At 53.1% G+C, this 16,006-nt stretch carries 15 protein-coding genes and 2 pseudogenes; 14 read left to right on the top strand and 3 right to left on the bottom strand.

All coding sequences use genetic code 11. The features are described 5' to 3' along the window. Nucleotides 1–31: 31 nt before the first annotated feature. Nucleotides 32–1,237 carry an ISL3 family transposase gene (locus NAL19_RS13225; protein ID WP_225086319.1) on the bottom strand — a complete coding sequence of 402 codons (1,206 nt, stop codon included), beginning with the start codon at nucleotides 1,235–1,237 and terminating at the stop codon, nucleotides 32–34. 192 nt (nucleotides 1,238–1,429) lie between these two features. Here NAL19_RS13225 and pabC point away from each other — a divergent pair, with 192 nt between their 5' ends. From pabC to ptsG, 6 genes are all read left to right on the top strand, one after another. Then, nucleotides 1,430–2,227, top strand: coding sequence for an aminodeoxychorismate lyase (gene pabC, locus NAL19_RS13220; protein WP_225085012.1), 798 nt, complete (start codon nucleotides 1,430–1,432; stop codon nucleotides 2,225–2,227). Nucleotides 2,228–2,241: 14 nt separating this feature from the next. Continuing rightward, nucleotides 2,242–3,261: an endolytic transglycosylase MltG gene (gene mltG / locus NAL19_RS13215; protein ID WP_263057600.1), complete on the top strand. Its 1,020-nt coding sequence runs from the start codon at nucleotides 2,242–2,244 to the stop codon at nucleotides 3,259–3,261. Further along, nucleotides 3,251–3,910 (top strand): dTMP kinase, encoded by a 660-nt coding sequence (tmk, locus tag NAL19_RS13210; protein WP_263057599.1) that lies wholly within the window; start codon nucleotides 3,251–3,253, stop codon nucleotides 3,908–3,910. The genes mltG and tmk overlap by 11 nt, the downstream gene beginning before the upstream one ends. Then, nucleotides 3,910–4,920 carry a DNA polymerase III subunit delta' gene (holB, locus tag NAL19_RS13205; RefSeq protein ID WP_263057598.1) on the top strand — a complete coding sequence of 337 codons (1,011 nt, stop codon included), beginning with the start codon at nucleotides 3,910–3,912 and terminating at the stop codon, nucleotides 4,918–4,920. Before tmk ends, holB begins: the two co-directional genes overlap by 1 nt. Before the next feature lie 19 nt (nucleotides 4,921–4,939). Then, on the top strand, nucleotides 4,940–5,737 hold the full coding sequence (locus NAL19_RS13200) for a metal-dependent hydrolase (RefSeq protein ID WP_225085008.1): 798 nt from the start codon (nucleotides 4,940–4,942) through the stop codon (nucleotides 5,735–5,737). 315 nt (nucleotides 5,738–6,052) lie between these two features. Next, complete coding sequence (gene ptsG, locus NAL19_RS13195) at nucleotides 6,053–7,486, top strand: PTS glucose transporter subunit IIBC (protein ID WP_225085007.1); 1,434 nt, start codon at nucleotides 6,053–6,055, stop codon at nucleotides 7,484–7,486. Nucleotides 7,487–7,531: 45 nt separating this feature from the next. On the opposite strand, the pseudogene NAL19_RS13190 reads toward ptsG, so the two are convergent. Beyond that, a pseudogene (locus tag NAL19_RS13190) lies at nucleotides 7,532–8,164 on the bottom strand (transposase); the annotation flags it as partial. Nucleotides 8,165–8,513: 349 nt separating this feature from the next. On the opposite strand from NAL19_RS13190, the gene hinT reads away from it, so the two are divergent. From hinT to NAL19_RS13150, 8 genes are all read left to right on the top strand, one after another. Continuing rightward, the gene (gene hinT, locus NAL19_RS13185; RefSeq protein ID WP_225085006.1) at nucleotides 8,514–8,864 is read left to right on the top strand and encodes a purine nucleoside phosphoramidase; all 351 of its coding nucleotides are present in this window, start codon (nucleotides 8,514–8,516) and stop codon (nucleotides 8,862–8,864) included. A 54-nt stretch (nucleotides 8,865–8,918) separates the two neighbouring features. Next, on the top strand, nucleotides 8,919–9,299 hold the full coding sequence (locus NAL19_RS13180; RefSeq protein ID WP_263057597.1) for a YcfL family protein: 381 nt from the start codon (nucleotides 8,919–8,921) through the stop codon (nucleotides 9,297–9,299). Nucleotides 9,300–9,320: 21 nt separating this feature from the next. Further along, nucleotides 9,321–9,902 carry a penicillin-binding protein activator LpoB gene (gene lpoB / locus NAL19_RS13175; RefSeq protein ID WP_263057596.1) on the top strand — a complete coding sequence of 194 codons (582 nt, stop codon included), beginning with the start codon at nucleotides 9,321–9,323 and terminating at the stop codon, nucleotides 9,900–9,902. Next, entirely contained in the window at nucleotides 9,883–10,776 is an 894-nt protein-coding gene (gene thiK, locus NAL19_RS13170; protein ID WP_263057595.1) for a thiamine kinase, read from the top strand. The genes lpoB and thiK overlap by 20 nt, the downstream gene beginning before the upstream one ends. 63 nt (nucleotides 10,777–10,839) lie before the next feature. Next, entirely contained in the window at nucleotides 10,840–11,868 is a 1,029-nt protein-coding gene (gene nagZ / locus NAL19_RS13165) for a beta-N-acetylhexosaminidase (RefSeq protein ID WP_263057594.1), read from the top strand. A gap of 28 nt (nucleotides 11,869–11,896) precedes the next feature. Continuing rightward, on the top strand, nucleotides 11,897–12,439 hold the full coding sequence (ycfP, locus tag NAL19_RS13160) for an alpha/beta hydrolase YcfP (protein WP_263057593.1): 543 nt from the start codon (nucleotides 11,897–11,899) through the stop codon (nucleotides 12,437–12,439). Between the two features lie 367 nt (nucleotides 12,440–12,806). Then, nucleotides 12,807–14,111, top strand: a complete 1,305-nt coding sequence (locus NAL19_RS13155; RefSeq protein WP_263057592.1) for an NAD(P)/FAD-dependent oxidoreductase — start codon at nucleotides 12,807–12,809, stop codon at nucleotides 14,109–14,111. Nucleotides 14,112–14,579: 468 nt separating this feature from the next. After that, nucleotides 14,580–15,119, top strand: coding sequence for a glycine zipper 2TM domain-containing protein (locus NAL19_RS13150; RefSeq protein WP_225085001.1), 540 nt, complete (start codon nucleotides 14,580–14,582; stop codon nucleotides 15,117–15,119). 81 nt (nucleotides 15,120–15,200) lie between these two features. On the opposite strand, the pseudogene NAL19_RS13145 reads toward NAL19_RS13150, so the two are convergent. Continuing rightward, nucleotides 15,201–15,752: pseudogene (locus NAL19_RS13145) on the bottom strand (MFS transporter); the annotation flags it as partial. Between the last annotated feature and the right edge of the window lie 254 nt (nucleotides 15,753–16,006).

Raw genomic sequence — 16,006 nt, 5'->3', positions numbered from 1 at the left:
AAAAAACCCGGTTTCCGGGTTTTTTTTTGGTTCATCGCGCTTTACCGGGGAACGCTGCTTTAATTTTCAGGAAGAAGTAGTCGTTATCCCGGTATCCATAAGCCATTCGCTTTAGTACCTTGATTTTGTTATTCATCCCCTCCAGCACACTCGTATTCAGACGATGTTCAGCACTGGCGATTATCCCGCTCACGTAGCCCTTGAGCTTATCTGCGAACTGCTGCAGCGCTTTTATATCGCTCTCCTGAGACTGCCTGTACCATTCATCCCAGCGATGCCGGGCCACCTCCTTATCCGGCGCATACCACAGCTCTTTCAGCGCAGTTTTCATCACGTACACGGTGTTCAGCGGCTGGTTGGCCTCCAGCAACTCTGCCAGCTTTACATCATGACCTGCTGGCAGATTTTCAGCGTTACGCAGCAACAGCCAGCGGCTGCGCTTGATAACCTTCCGGGCTTTCGCGTTGTCACGTAGCTGATTCGCCTGGTCAACCCGCACCCTGTCGATGACCTCGCGACCGAACTTCGCCACCACGTGGAACAAATCATAGACCACTTCCGCCTGTGGGCATTGCTCCCTGACTTCAAGGTCCAGCGCCGTGTTCATGTCCATTGCGACAGACTCGATAGCCGCGCAGCCTTCCGGTCCCAGCCAGGTGAAGAACGGGCGGAAGGCCGCGCGGCTGCGACCTTCCCCGACCCACAGCACCTGCTGCGTATCAGCGTCCACGACCACAGTGGCATAGCGATGGCCTTTAAACAGGGCGAACTCATCCATTATCAGGCGGCGAAGTGTATGTCGCTCTGGCTCCTGCAATTCCCGACGCAAACGGCGGAGGTCGATATTCTTGATGGTGTGCCAGTGCAGGCCTGTCAGCTGTGCTACGTGCTTCACGGGGAGTAGACGGCTAAGAGACTCAACCCAGACGGATAATGTAGAGGTGTAACGCTGCCTCTCAGGCAACCAGGAGATACGTTCGGTGGCAACACCGCAGCAGGCGCAGCGAAGACGACGAACAGGAACCAGAAGGGTGACGCGCCAGTGCAGCAAATCCCGCTCACGAACCTGACGTACAGAGACATCATGAACGGCACAGTCTCTTCGGCCACATCGGCGGCACTGGGGTGCAAAACGGGGGTCTGGGCGAAGCGTAATAAGCAGCGCATCAGATGAGGAATGGGAAAAGGAGTCAACGGTAAAGCCTTCCCAGAAAAGGGAAGAGAGGTTAGCATTCATGGCAGACGGCGGTTGAGTGGTCGGTTGGTGTTTTGGCGAATACAAAACTAACCACTTTTACCGCCGTTTTCTATTGGTTCACGCTTAAGCGCGATGAACCTTTTTTTTGCCTGCATAAAATCAGACACACCTGCTTGTCTGCAACGCAGCTTTACTGGCAAGCTGGCGATGATAAATGATGCGGAGCTTATTATGTTGTGGATTAATGGCCAGTTACAGGAACAGCTTTCGGTGCTCGATCGGGCGACGCAATATGGCGACGGCTGTTTTACGACCGCCAGAGTCAGTGCTGGCGAGGTTGTCTGGCTTGAGCGACATATCACACGGCTGCAACAGGCCGCGACACGCTTGTTATTCCCGATGGTTGAGTGGGAAAGCCTGATTGCAGAAATGAAACAGGCTGCTCTGGGGCGGGCGGATGGTGTCGTGAAAGTGATGCTAACGCGTGGTGCTGGCGGGCGTGGTTATAGCCCTCAGGGCTGTATGCAACCTACCCGAATCGTCATGCAGGTAGGTTATCCCACTCACTATGCTGGCTGGCGCGAACAGGGTATTAGCCTGAATCTTAGCCCCGTGGCGCTCGCGAAAAACCCGCTGTTGGCGGGAATAAAACATCTGAATCGGCTTGAGCAAGTGCTGATTCGTGCGCATCTTGACCAGACTTCAGCCGATGAGACCCTCGTACTTGACACCTCTGGTGCGCTAGTGGAATGCTGTGCCGCGAATTTATTCTGGCGCAAAGGGAATCACGTCTATACGCCGGATGTATCTCAGTCAGGTGTGGATGGTGTTGCCCGGCAGCATATCATCGCCTCGCTGGCAGAGGCTGATTTTGAGCTAGAGATTGTTAGTGAACCCATGAGCACACTGTCCGATGCGGACGAGGTGCTGGTTTGTAATGCATTAATGCCGATAGTCCCCGTGAATCAGGCGCATGTCTGGCGTTACCACTCCCGAGAGCTTTATCGATTCCTGAGTTCTGACTGCTAGTAGATGGTTGATTTATGAAGAAAAAGAAAGTTGGTCTGCTGATTATCGCTGCCGTTGTTTTGCTGTTGTTGGTCGTGTGGCAGAAAATGCAACGTTTTGCTGATTCTCCATTGGCTATCGAAAAGGAAACCATTTTCACGCTCCCGGCCGGTACGGGAAGAGAAGGGCTGGAAACGTTGCTTCTCGAACAGCATGTGATTACCGGTGGCACATTTTTTCCGTGGCTGCTGCGTATTGAGCCTGATTTGGCGAAATTCAAAGCGGGTACGTATCGTTTTACAGCAGGAATGACCGTACGTGAGATGCTGGCGCTGCTATCCAGCGGAAAAGAAGCGCAATTTTCTATCCGTTTTGTCGAAGGCTCACGTTTGAAAGAGTGGCTGGTCACGCTGCAACAAGCACCTTATATCAAGCATTCATTGGCCGATAAAACCGAACAGGATGTTGCCACCCAGTTGGAAATCAAAGATAAGCCGAATCCGGAAGGCTGGTTTTATCCTGATACGTATTCATACACGGCAGGTACGAGCGATATCGCCCTGTTGCAGCGTGCGCATCAGCGCATGAAAAAAACGGTGGATGAGGTATGGAAAGGGCGCGAAGATGGATTGCCGTATAAAACGCCAGAAGAATTGTTGACGATTGCCTCAATCATTGAAAAAGAAACGGCCATTAATGAAGAACGTACTCAGGTTGCCTCCGTTTTTATCAATCGGTTACGCCTTGGGATGCGCTTGCAGACTGACCCTACGGTGATTTATGGCATGGGGGATGACTATAAAGGCGTGATAACCCGTAAAGCATTAGACACGCCGACGCCTTACAATACCTATATTATTTCTGGTTTGCCGCCAACGCCAATCGCGATGCCGGGAAAAGCCTCATTAGATGCGGCTGCGCACCCAGCCAAAACGTCATACCTGTATTTTGTGGCGGATGGAAAAGGCGGACACAGTTTTACCACTAACCTTGCAGACCATAATCGTGCTGTGAGGGTATACCGCTCAGCGTTAAAGGAACGGGATGAACAGTAAATTTATCGTCATTGAAGGGTTGGAAGGCGCGGGAAAGACCACCGCACGTGATATCGTCGTGGAAACGCTGCGGTCACATGGCGTGAAAGAGGTCGTGTTTACGCGCGAGCCCGGTGGCACGCCGCTGGCAGAGAAGCTACGCGAGCTTATCAAACAAGGCATGACGGATGAGAAGGTTACCGACAAAGCGGAAGTGTTGATGCTGTACGCCGCCAGAGTTCAACTGGTGGATAATGTCATCAAACCCGCACTGGCTAACGGGCAATGGGTTATCGGCGATCGTCACGATTTGTCTTCACAGGCTTATCAGGGCGGTGGACGTGGGATCGATCAGCAACTGTTGCGTTCACTGCGCGATACCGTGCTGGGTGAGTTTCGCCCTGATCTGACGCTCTATCTTGATTTGCCGCCCGCTATCGGTTTGCAGCGCGCGCGCCAGCGGGGCGAGTTGGATCGAATTGAGCAAGAGTCGCTGGCTTTCTTTGAACGTACCCGTTCCCGTTATCAGGAACTGGCTGCGGAGGACGACAGTATCCTGACGATCGATGCTTCACAGTCTATTGACGCCGTCAGTGCGGATATTCAGGCAGCGCTACAGCAGTGGCTACAGCAACAAGGCTTGTCGCCTGTTGCGCAGGAGCAGCACTGATGGATTGGTATCCGTGGCTGAATGCATCCTACCGACAGCTCATTGGTCAATATCAGGCGGGCAGGGGACACCATGCCGTGTTGCTCCATGCGCTGCCGGGCATGGGCGATGAATCGCTGATTTATGCGCTGAGTCGCTGGCTGATCTGCCAGCAGCCTGATGGGATGAAAAGCTGCGGGCACTGTCACTCATGCAATCTGATGACTGCGGGCACGCACCCGGACTGGCATGTGCTAAGTCCGGAAAAAGGCAAGCACAGTCTGGGCGTTGATCCGGTGCGTGACGTTGTGGAAAAAGTGTATCAGCATTCCCGGCAGGGCGGAGCAAAAGTGATCTGGCTGGCTGCTGCTGAGCAACTGACAGAGGCGGCGGCGAATGCGCTGCTGAAAACGCTGGAAGAGCCGCCGCAGAATACCTTCTTCTTGTTTGGCTGCCGTGAACCAGCCCGGTTGTTGGCGACGTTGCGCAGCCGTTGTTTGTATCACTATCTGGATGTCCCGAATGAAACGCAGAGCGTACTGTGGCTGAATGCTCGTCATCGCTATGACAGCAAGGCATTGCGCACGGCATTGAGATTGCAATCGGGTGCGCCGCTAGCCGCCGAGGCGCTCTTACAACCAGAGCAGTGGAAACAGCGTATCGGGCTGTGCCAGGCATTTTCTGCCGCCTTGACTTCACGGGATCAGCTTTCGCTGATTTCACCGCTTAATCATGACGATGCCGATGTTCGCATTCACTGGCTGACTGCGCTACTGCTGGATGCGATGAAGTGGCAACAGGGAGCGAGCGAGCATGTGGTGAATCAGGATCAGATCGAACTGATTGAGCATTTGGCGCGCGAGCCTGCCCTACATTTGCAGTATGAACTGCAACAGTGGCTGGTCTGCCGACAAAAATTGCTGACCGTCACGGGGGTAAATCGTGAGCTATTGCTGACGGAACGCTTGCTTGATGGGGAACGCACGTTTGCGTCGTCGGTTAAGCGCGACAGCCATCCTTTTTCTGTTTAATTACTATCGAGTAAATATCATGTTGTTAGTGGATTCCCACTGTCATCTTGACGGTCTGGATTATCAGTCATTGCATAAAGATGTCTCCGACGTACTGGAGAAAGCGAAACGTCGCGATGTTGGCTTCCTGCTGGCGGTGGCGACGACGCTGCCCGGCTATCGCGCCATGCTGGAGTTAATCGGCGAACGCGATAATGTGGCGTTTTCCTGCGGCGTTCATCCGCTTAATCAGGAAGCGCCCTATGACTATACCGAGCTGCGTGAGTTAGCCAGCGCCAGCCGCGTGGTGGCGATGGGGGAAACGGGTCTGGATTATTTCTATCAGCAAGAGACTAAAGCCCAGCAGCAGGAATCCTTTCGCGAACATATTCGTATTGGCAATGACCTGAACAAACCGGTCATCGTGCATACACGTGCCGCCCGTGAAGATACGTTAGCGATTCTGCGTGAGGAACAGGCGGAGAAATGCAGTGGTGTTCTGCACTGTTTTACCGAAGATTTGCCGACGGCGAAAGCGCTGCTGGATATGGGATTCTATATCTCGTTTTCCGGCATCGTGACGTTCCGTAATGCCGAGGAATTGCGTGACGTCGCGCGTTACGTGCCACTGGATCGGATGCTGATTGAAACGGACTCCCCCTGGCTAGCGCCCGTTCCATTCCGCGGGCAGGAAAACCAGCCTGCGTATGTGCGTGATGTTGCGGAATACCTCGCGGTGCTGAAAGGCACATCGTTGGAAACCCTTGCTGCCGCCACGACAGAAAACTTTTCCCGCCTGTTTCACATCGATCCAGCTCGATTGACCGCCGCGCAATAGTGGCTGAAAATAGCCGAGTTTTTTTTATCCGTGTAATTAATAGCGCTGGATAATCCCCTTGATCAGGTTTTTCCTCTTCAGGGGGACGTGTTTTTTAGCGAGATATCACAAAAAAGTGCAATATCTGTTCGATCTCAGCCTGTTGGCTTGTGGAAACGTGATAGCAATCAAACATTGTGGGCGCTATTTATTTTACTCTGCGTAAAAATTAAAGGGGGCTAAGACACCCCTACTCGCAAAGGCTATCCTCCCCGCCTTTGCTTATATATGAAGTATCAGAAGTAAAAGCACTATTACTCAGGAGCACACTCAATTATGTTCAAGAATGCATTCGCAAACCTGCAAAAAGTAGGTAAGTCGCTAATGCTGCCCGTATCCGTACTCCCTATTGCAGGTATTCTGCTGGGTGTCGGTTCGGCCAATTTTAGCTGGTTGCCTGAAATTGTCTCCAGCGTCATGGCACAGGCCGGTGACTCGGTGTTTGCCAACATGCCGCTGATTTTTGCTATTGGTGTTGCCCTCGGCTTCACTAATAACGACGGTGTTTCCGCACTGGCGGCGGTGGTGGCTTATGGCATCATGGTAAAAACCATGGCTGCGATTGCGCCGCTGGTTCTTAATCTGCCGGCAGCCGAAATTACGGCGAAGCACCTGGCGGATACCGGTGTTCTGGGCGGGATCATTGCCGGTGCGATTGCCGCGTATATGTTTAACCGTTTCTACCGCATCCAACTGCCTGAGTATCTGGGCTTCTTTGCCGGTAAACGCTTCGTGCCGATTATTTCCGGCCTGACGGCGATTGTTACTGGTGCGGCGCTGTCTTTCATCTGGCCACCTGTCGGTAGCGCTATCCAAACGTTTTCACATTGGGCGGCGAATGAGAACCCAATGTTAGCATTTGGTATCTATGGGGTCGTTGAACGTTCTCTGGTGCCGTTTGGTCTGCACCATATCTGGAACGTACCTTTCCAAATGCAAGTCGGTGAGTTCACTAACGCGGCAGGTCAGGTTTTCCGTGGTGATATCCCACGTTATATTGCGGGTGATCCGGAAGCAGGTAAATTGTCCGGTGGTTTCCTGTTTAAAATGTATGGTTTGCCAGCCGCAGCTATTGCTATCTGGCATTCGGCTAAACCAGAGAACCGTGCGAAAGTCGGCGGTATCATGATCTCTGCGGCACTGACCTCGTTCCTGACGGGGATCACTGAGCCAATTGAGTTCTCATTCATGTTTGTTGCGCCGATCCTGTATGTCATCCATGCGATTCTGGCAGGTCTGGCGTTCCCAATCTGTATCCTGCTGGGTATGCGTGATGGTACGAGCTTCTCTCACGGCTTGATCGACTTCGTGGTGCTGAGCGGCAACGGCAGCAAACTGTGGCTGTTCCCGATAGTAGGTCTGTGCTATGCGCTGATTTACTACACTATTTTCCGCGTTCTGATTGCCAAACTGAATCTGAAAACACCGGGTCGTGAAGATAGCGCATCTGAGCAAACCTCGCAGGACAGTACTGAAATGGCTGCCGCTCTGGTAACGGCATTTGGTGGTAAAGACAACATCACTAACCTGGATGCCTGCATCACTCGTTTGCGCGTGAGCGTGGGCGATGTGGCTAAAGTGGATCAGGCTGGCCTGAAAAAATTGGGCGCAGCAGGTGTGGTGGTCGCAGGTTCTGGTGTTCAGGCCATTTTCGGTACCAAATCCGATAACCTGAAAACCGATATGGATGACTACATCCGTAACCACTGATGTGTTGTTGGGGAGTGGTAAAAAGGGGCGAAAGCCTAATGCCGGTCACTTAAGGTGACCGGCATTGTTTTTTAACGGATATTTCGCTCGTCTTCCCCTGATTTCTCGGGGGTAACTTCGCTCCCTTCTTAACGGCAATACCAGATAGATTGCCTGCTCATAAAAATGCTTCAGATGTCCTGGTATCGCACCCGGTGATGAACCCGGCAGACCGATAAGTAATCGCCAGATTTCCGTCAGGGCGCCGCTGAAGCTCAACTGATACGGCAGGTAATCTCCTTTCAGCGTAAACGCCATTTTCACCATCTGATAACGCACCAGATTGTACGTCAGCAGCACGCCCCACAACTCCTGCCTCACCATTTCCGGCAGTCTGCTCCGTAAATGCCACCTGTTACCCAGCAAGCCTTGTTTCGCCTCGCGATATCCCAACTCGATTTCCCATCGGTGAGCGTAAAGGGCGTTCACCTCCGCCGCCGGATAACGCATCGGGTCCGTCAGTGACGTCAGCACCTCTCGCGTTTTTCCTTCTATCGTCTTCGTTAACAACCGCGCTGTGATGCTCTCCGGCAGCGTCGCCCATTGTTTACGCGCCTGCGGCGATGTCTTTATCCGTACCAGTCTGTCTTGCCTGCCCAGCTTGCTTATCACTTCGTATTGCGTATTTTTCTTCAACGGGGTGCCGGCGCAGTAAGATTGATAATGCCAAGAGCCTGAGAAAGTTGCATAAAAAAAGGTCCATGAATGTCATGAACCTTTTTTACACCAACGGCTGGATCGTTCAACTAATCCTTAAACGATCGGCATTAGGCGAAAGCCCCTTTTTTATTGTCGGTAACAAACGGTGTTCAATAAAAGACGCGTCAGGCCGTGGGGCGCCTTTAGGTACTAAAGCGATTTTTTTCTACGTGTCGTATTTTGACCACCTGCACCAGAAATAGACGAAGAAGGTTGAAAGAAATGGAATATGTCACTCATACTGCCTACACGACTTCGTTTAACGCCAGCTTTAACAAGGAAATCGATCATGGCTGAAGAAACCATCTTTAGTAAAATTATTCGCCGGGAAATTCCTGCGGATATCGTCTATCAGGATGAACTGGTCACCGCCTTCCGCGACATCGCGCCCCGCACGCCAACCCATGTTCTTATTATCCCGAATGTTTTGATCCCGACCGTTAACGATACGGCACCAGAACATGAAGCCGCACTGGGACGTATGGTGACGGTCGCGGCGAAGATTGCGCAGCAGGAAGGGATTGCAGAGGACGGCTATCGTCTGATCATTAACTGCAACCGACACGGCGGGCAGGAGGTGTATCACATCCACATGCATCTGCTTGGTGGCCGCGCGCTCGGGCCTTTGCTGGCGAACTAGATTCGATGATCATGGTTGGGCAATCATGTGAAAAAAAACTCATGCGAGAACATCATGCGTAACTCGATGCTTTTTCTGTCCGCATGTTTGATGGTCGGGTTGGTGGCGGGCTGTAGCGCGCCAAAGGTACTGACCATCAATGAACGGCAAACGCTGGTATTAGATGCTCCCGTGCTGTCGGCGGGCATTACGGCGGGGAATCCATCGCTGGATTCAGAAAATGGCCGGCTGCGTGCTTCTTCCGTTGTCAGCAACGACGCTTCACACGCGGTCACCGTGCATTACCGTTTCTATTGGTATGATGAAAACGGGCTGGACGTGTTGCCGTTTGAGGACCTGCAGTCTATTGAAATCCCACCACAGACGGAAATGACGGTTTTTTCAACGCGTAGCAGTCCCACTGCGCGTCAGGTCCGTCTTCATCTGTTTTTGTAATGCTGTGCTGAGAGAGAGAATATGAAAAAGTACCTAGGGGTGATACTGGCGGCATTGGTCCTGACAGGCTGCCCCAGCCGTCCACCGGAACCGACTGAACCGCCTGCGACTATTGAGCCCGTTGAGCCGCAAGTGCCGACCACGCCAACGCCGCCGCCGGGGGAATCCGTACCGCAACCGCCGAAAATCCAGACGCTGAACTGGGAAGCCAGCATTAATCCGCTGGTGGCGCAGATGCTGAAAGCCGATGGCGTCACGCCGGGCAGCATACTGCTGGTGGATAGTGTGAAAAACAATACCACCGGCTCCCTGCCGATCGCGAAAGCGACAGGCGCGCTGTACAGCGCGTTATCTTCAGGCAAGGCGTTTACGCTGGTACCGCGCGAGCAGTTGGCCGCCGCGAAACAAACGCTGGGGCTGTCCGTTGACGACAGCTTAGGATCGCGCAGTAAAGCGATTGGCCTGGCACGTTATGTCAGCGCGCAGTATGTGCTGTACAGCGACGTCAGCGGTGATGTGAAATCGCCGCAGATCGACATGCAACTGATGCTGGTGCAGACCGGCGAAATTGTGTGGTCAGGCAATGGCGCCGTTCAGCATTAAGCAGGCAGGTATCCAGCAACAGCTGACGGCGGCGATCCAGAAGCATTTCCCCGCTGTAGAGATAGCGGATATTCGCTTTGAGTTGGTTGGCGGGTTGAGTAGTAAAAGCTGGCGTATCCGCGGGCCGGGCATCGAATGGCTTGCGCGACGACAGTCGCCAACCGAGCGAAAGATGGGCGTCGATCGCCAGCGAGAGTTTGCCCTGCTGCGGCAGATGTCCGCGATAGGGCTTGCGCCACGGCCGCTACTGTGGCGCGACGGCTGGCTCATTGTCGAATGGGTGCCGGGGCGTGTCGCCACGTCTGATGAATTCCTGATGATGCTGGCTAATGGTGAAGTGGCGCGGACGCTGTCTCAGCTTCATCGCCTGCCGCGTAGCGGCTATCCCCTCGATCTTAAAATGCTATTCGCTCAACACTGGCAGTTGATGGATCCGCACCGCCGTACGCCCGCGCTGTTGCGCGCCCACCATTATTTTCAGCGTGCGGCATTACCCACCCCTCTAGCGCTGGCGCCTCTCCATCTGGATGTGCATGCGGAAAACCTGCTGATTACGCCACAAGGAACGATGCTGATTGACTGGGAATACGCCTCAGATGGCGATGTTGCCTTTGAACTGGCGTTTATTGTGCGAGCCAGCCAGATGGAAAGCCTGGCGCAAACGCATTTTCTACAGAGCTACCAGCGATATCGGCGAGGGTTTTCCGTGAGCCGCCTTCAGCAACAGATGACGCAGTGGTTCCCTTGGGTCGATTATCTGGTATTGATGTGGTTTGAGATACGCTGGCAGCAAACGAAGAATTCCGAATTTTTAGCGGACATTCCCGCACTTTATCATCGGTTACAATCAGGCCACCGGTTACAAACAGGCTGACGATGTGGCTTTTGTCATCGTAGTTATTTTACTCAGTAGTACATGTTAAAGAATGAGGTTTTTGTGGGTCCGGTAATGTTAGATGTCGCCAGCTATGAGCTGGATGCGGAAGATCGTGAAGTATTGGAACACCCGCTGGTTGGCGGCGTTATCCTGTTTACCCGTAATTTTCATGATGCGGCGCAGTTGCGTGAGCTAGTGCGACAAATCCGCGCGGCGTCGCGCGAGCGTCTTGTTGTCTCTGTCGATCAGGAAGGCGGACGCGTTCAGCGTTTTCGCGATGGCTTTACTCGACTGCCTGCTGCGCAGGCGTTTGCGGCATTAAATAGTGCGGTAGAAGCGCAACGTCTGGCGGAAGAGGGCGGATGGCTGATGGCGGCAGAAATGATCGCAATGGATATCGACATTAGCTTTGCACCGGTGCTGGATATCGGCCACCAGAGCGCGGCGATTGGCGAACGTTCGTTTCATGAACAGCCGGAGATCGCGCTGGCGGTGGCGCAGAGCTTTATTCGCGGTATGCACAGTGCAGGCATGAAGGTCACGGGCAAGCACTTCCCCGGCCACGGTGCGGTCAGCGCCGATTCACATAAAGAAACGCCGCGCGATCCGCGTCCGCTTGCGGAAATTCGCGCACACGACATGTCGATTTTTAAAGAACTGATTCAACGCCAGCAGTTGGATGCCATCATGCCTGCTCATGTGATTTACACAGAGGCCGATCCGCGTCCAGCCAGTGGGTCGCCATACTGGCTCAAAACGGTGCTGCGTGACGAACTGGGTTTTGATGGCATCATTTTCTCTGACGACCTTTCGATGGAAGGTGCGGCGGTGATGGGGAGTTACCCCGAGCGTGCGCAGGCGGCATTGCAGGCAGGATGTGACATGATTCTGGTCTGCAATCATCGGGCGGGCGCGGTCAGCGTGCTGGATAACCTGTCCCCGGTCAAAGCGGAGCAACTAACGCGCCTATATCATCAGGGTTCGTTTTCTCGTCGGGAACTGCTGGATTCGCCACGCTGGAAGCAGGCGAATCAGGCGCTCACATTACTCAGCGAGCGCTGGCAGGCGCATAAAAATGGCGAGAAATAGGCAACCCAGTCTGTGGTGAGGATGAAAGATGATTATCTATTTACACGGTTTTGACTCGACCAGCCCCGGCAACCATGAAAAGGTTCTGCAACTTCAATTTATTGATGAAGATGTCAGGCTGATTAGCTACAGCACACTGCATCCGCGTCATGACATGCAACACCTGCTAAAGCAGGTGGACAAGATGATTCAGCATTCTGACGACGATCGCCCGCTGATCTGCGGCGTGGGGTTGGGCGGTTTCTGGGCTGAACGAGTTGGCTTCCTGTGTGACATACGACAGGTCATCGTCAATCCTAACCTGTTCCCGCAGGAAAACATGGGGGGGAAAATCGATCGCCCGGAAGAGTATCTGGATATCGCCACCAAGTGCGTGGCGAATTTTCGTGAAAAGAACCGCGATCGCTGCATGGTGATGCTCTCCCGTCATGATGAAATGCTTGATAGCCAGCGCAGCGCGCAGATGCTGGGAGCGTATTATGAGATCGTCTGGGACGATATTCAGACGCATAAATTCAAAAGTATCTCCCCCCATTTGCAGCGGATCAAAGCCTTCAAAACGCTGGGTTAAGCCTGTCCAAGCGATGATGTGTTAACCGCCGCGAGTTATTCCTTCTGATACCCTCTTTTGGAGGCTGTCAGGGGAATCACGCGATTTATTTACTTTCCTTAGTGCGTATAGCGACGCATTTGCGCACGATTCAGCATTTTTTCTTCACACAGACCTCCGCTAATTCACTGAAATAAAGATGGAATTTTCCTGATAAAAACCTGGGTGACAAAATAAATTGATATATATCAATTTTGGTATGACCAAATAACCTAGCGTGCTATTCTTGCTGCAGATATCAGGCTTAACTTACGCGAACCCTATGTTATATAAGGATATTATTTTTTACTCTTTATTAACCATTGGTTCACATTTTTAGGGGGTCATTTTGACATCACCAACCAAAAAAATTGTCATTGTCGGCGGGGGAGCTGGCGGACTTGAACTCGCAACGAGTTTGGGCCACAAGTTAGGACGCAAGAAAAAAGCGGAAATCACGCTGGTGGATCGTAACCACAGCCACCTGTGGAAACCGTTGCTGCATGAAGTGGCAACGGGCTCTCTGGACGACGACATGGATGCGCTGAGCTATCTGGCGCACGCCCGTAATCACTATTTTCAGTTCCAACTGGGCATGCTGACGGATATCGACCGCGAGCAGCAGCAGATCCAACTGGCTGAAGTGTGTGACGAGCAAGGCGAGGTGCTGGTGGCGGCGCGTCGTATCCCGTATGACATTTTGGTGGTGGCGTTAGGCAGCGCCTCAAATGATTTCGGTACGCCGGGTGTGAAAGATCACTGTATTTTCCTGGATAACCCGAAACAAGCCCGCCGTTTCCATAACGAAATGCTGAATTTGTTCCTGAAATTCACGGCGAATCAGGACGAAAAAGAGCGGGTGAATATCGCGATTGTGGGCGGCGGTGCGACGGGCGTTGAGCTGTCTGCGGAACTGCATAACGCGGTGAAACAGCTGCACAGCTACGGCTTTGACGGGCTGGATAACCAAACGCTGAATGTCACACTGGTGGAAGCCGGCGAACGCATTTTACCTGCGCTGCCGCCGCGCATTTCTGCGGCTGCACATCAGGAGTTGAATAATATTGGCGTTCGAGTGCTGACGAAAACCATGGTGACTAGCGCAGAAAGCGGCGGTCTGAATACGAAGGACGGTGAGTTTATCGAAGCCGACCTGATGGTTTGGGCGGCAGGTATCAAGGCACCGGATGCGATGAAAGAGATTGCCGGTCTGGAAACGAACCGGATTAACCAGTTAGTGGTTGAACCGACGCTACAGACGACGCGCGATCCCAACATTTTCGCTATCGGCGACTGTGCCTCCTGTCCGCAGGAAGGCGGCGGCTTCGTACCACCCCGTGCGCAAGCGGCGCACCAGATGGCGTCACGTTGCCACAGCAACATCATCGCATTGCTGAACGGACAGACACTGAAACCTTACGTCTATAAAGATCACGGTTCGCTGGTCTCGCTGTCTAAATTCAGTACGGTTGGCAGCCTGATGGGGAACCTGATGCGTGGCTCTGTGATGGTAGAAGGGCGGATTGCACGTTTCGTTTATATCTCCTTGTATCGTATGCATCAGGTTGCTTTACATGGCTATGTGAAAACGGGCTTGATGATGTTGGTCGGTGGGATCAACCGGGTGATTCGCCCGCGCCTGAAGCTGCATTAATCCACCGCGGCTGACAGCTTTCTGATACGGGCGTGGACGCGATTTCACGCCCGTATTCTTTTTTATCATCGGCTCGTTATCTTTGCGCCATACCTGTCCCTTTCACTAATCTGCCCATATTTACAGCATTCTGTGCGTAATGTTATTCATCACTCCTCCGGCTACGTCACCGTCATAACAGTATAAAATATCGTCCTATTACCAATTCCAGTTAAGATAATTCCCAAATGGTGCTTTTGTGTTACGAAACTGACACTTTTGGTTAATTAGTCTTATTGCGAGAGTGTGAAACATTGTGCAGACTTTCCACTGTTTACAGATGGCGTAGCACGCACGCCGAAAATTCTGAATGCGGGTATTCAGAAGGAACCATCGGATTCATCGCGTTAAACGCGAGTTGGCGTAAAGCAAATCTTACGGCGGAATTGCAGATGGGGAATGCGTGAGAATAGATTCGGGAGGTATCCTGTGAACAAATCAATGTTAGCGGGTGTAGGTATTGGTGTGGCTGCGGCATTGGGTGTGGCGGCGGTGGCGAGTATGGATGTGTTCTCCTCTAAACCTCAGTTTGCACAGGTGCTAACGGCAACACCAATCAAAGAAACGGTAAAAACACCTCGTCAGGAGTGCCGTAACGTGACGGTTACGCATCGTCGTCCGGTACAGGATGAACACCAGATCGCCGGTTCGGTTCTGGGTGCGGTGGCCGGTGGCGTTTTGGGTCATCAGATTGGTGGCGGGCGTGGTAAAGATATCGCGACGGTCGCGGGCGCGTTGGCTGGTGGCTATGCGGGTAACCGTGTACAAAGCGGCATGCAGGAAAATGATACGTATACGTCACAGCAACAGCGTTGCCAGACGGTGTACGACAAATCACAAAAAGTTTTAGGCTATGATGTCACCTATAAAATCGGCGACCAGCAGGGCAAAATCCGCATGGATCGCGATCCGGGCACACAAATTCCAGTGGACAGGAATGGTCAATTAATCCTGAATCAGCAGAGCTAATTTGTCCTGACGTCCACATTTTTGCGCTGACACCATCTCTAAAAACCGCGAGCCACCTGAAGAAGGTGCTCGCGGTTTTTTTCATGAATCGATCGTGCTGTGCCCGACCTGCGTCATGCTCAGGGATAACAGTAAGGCGACTGTGGCGCACCCACCAGTCAGCCAAAGCGTTGTGAGTAGTCCTGCGCTATCCACGACCTGACCGCCAATCCATGATCCGAGCGCGATGCCAACATTGAAAATGCCAACATACAGCGCGGCGGCGATCTCCACAGCGCGCGGCGCAGCCTTCATCATCCATGTCATCAGCCCGACGGACACGCCGCCGTAGGCCAGTCCCCAGATCAGCAGCGTCACGACGCCGCCACTGTGTGAGCCACCGATGGTCAGAAACAGTATTGGGGTCAACAGCAGCCCCAGCGCAATAGCCATCAAGGCCAGCACCGTGCGCCGTGCCGCGATGAGGCCCGCCAAAAAATTACCGACGATGCCTGCCATGCCATAGGCGAATAGCAATGCGCCAATCCATCGCGCATCGAATCCTGATATCGATAGCAGCAGCGGCCGGACGAAGGTAAAGGCCATGAAGTGTCCGGCTACCAGTAACAGCGTCAGAATCAGCCCGGCGATCAGGACGGCCATTGCCAGCGTGGGAATGCTGCCAGCGACCAACAGAGGCAGCGTGGTGATTGTCGTTGCCAGCCCGCCCAGCAACAGCAGGCGGTGCAGGGCGGTTCGCAGCTTGAGTGCGCCGAACAGCAGCCCGGCCAGACAGGAACCTACGGCATACGCCGACAAGATCAGACTGGCCGCCGCTGGCCACTCTCTCGTGGCACAGCGACAATACATACATGGCGTATGAATAAAAACATATATTCATACGAAGT

The sequence above is a fragment of the Pectobacterium sp. F1-1 genome, from assembly GCF_025643735.1.
Lineage (GTDB): Bacteria > Pseudomonadota > Gammaproteobacteria > Enterobacterales > Enterobacteriaceae > Pectobacterium > Pectobacterium colocasium.
Note: the sequence above shows the minus strand (reverse complement) of the source record. Positions and strands in the feature narration are given on the sequence as shown.

Coding starts and splice junctions, on each gene's coding strand:
- NAL19_RS13180 (WP_263057597.1), top strand. CDS start 8,919: ATGCGTAACTCGATGCTTTTTCTGTCCGCATGTTTGATGGTCGGGTTG.
- ycfP (WP_263057593.1), top strand. CDS start 11,897: ATGATTATCTATTTACACGGTTTTGACTCGACCAGCCCCGGCAACCAT.
- thiK (WP_263057595.1), top strand. CDS start 9,883: ATGGCGCCGTTCAGCATTAAGCAGGCAGGTATCCAGCAACAGCTGACG.
- pabC (WP_225085012.1), top strand. CDS start 1,430: ATGTTGTGGATTAATGGCCAGTTACAGGAACAGCTTTCGGTGCTCGAT.
- NAL19_RS13200 (WP_225085008.1), top strand. CDS start 4,940: ATGTTGTTAGTGGATTCCCACTGTCATCTTGACGGTCTGGATTATCAG.
- NAL19_RS13225 (WP_225086319.1), bottom strand. CDS start 1,237: ATGAATGCTAACCTCTCTTCCCTTTTCTGGGAAGGCTTTACCGTTGAC.
- holB (WP_263057598.1), top strand. CDS start 3,910: ATGGATTGGTATCCGTGGCTGAATGCATCCTACCGACAGCTCATTGGT.
- ptsG (WP_225085007.1), top strand. CDS start 6,053: ATGTTCAAGAATGCATTCGCAAACCTGCAAAAAGTAGGTAAGTCGCTA.
- mltG (WP_263057600.1), top strand. CDS start 2,242: ATGAAGAAAAAGAAAGTTGGTCTGCTGATTATCGCTGCCGTTGTTTTG.
- tmk (WP_263057599.1), top strand. CDS start 3,251: ATGAACAGTAAATTTATCGTCATTGAAGGGTTGGAAGGCGCGGGAAAG.
- hinT (WP_225085006.1), top strand. CDS start 8,514: ATGGCTGAAGAAACCATCTTTAGTAAAATTATTCGCCGGGAAATTCCT.
- lpoB (WP_263057596.1), top strand. CDS start 9,321: ATGAAAAAGTACCTAGGGGTGATACTGGCGGCATTGGTCCTGACAGGC.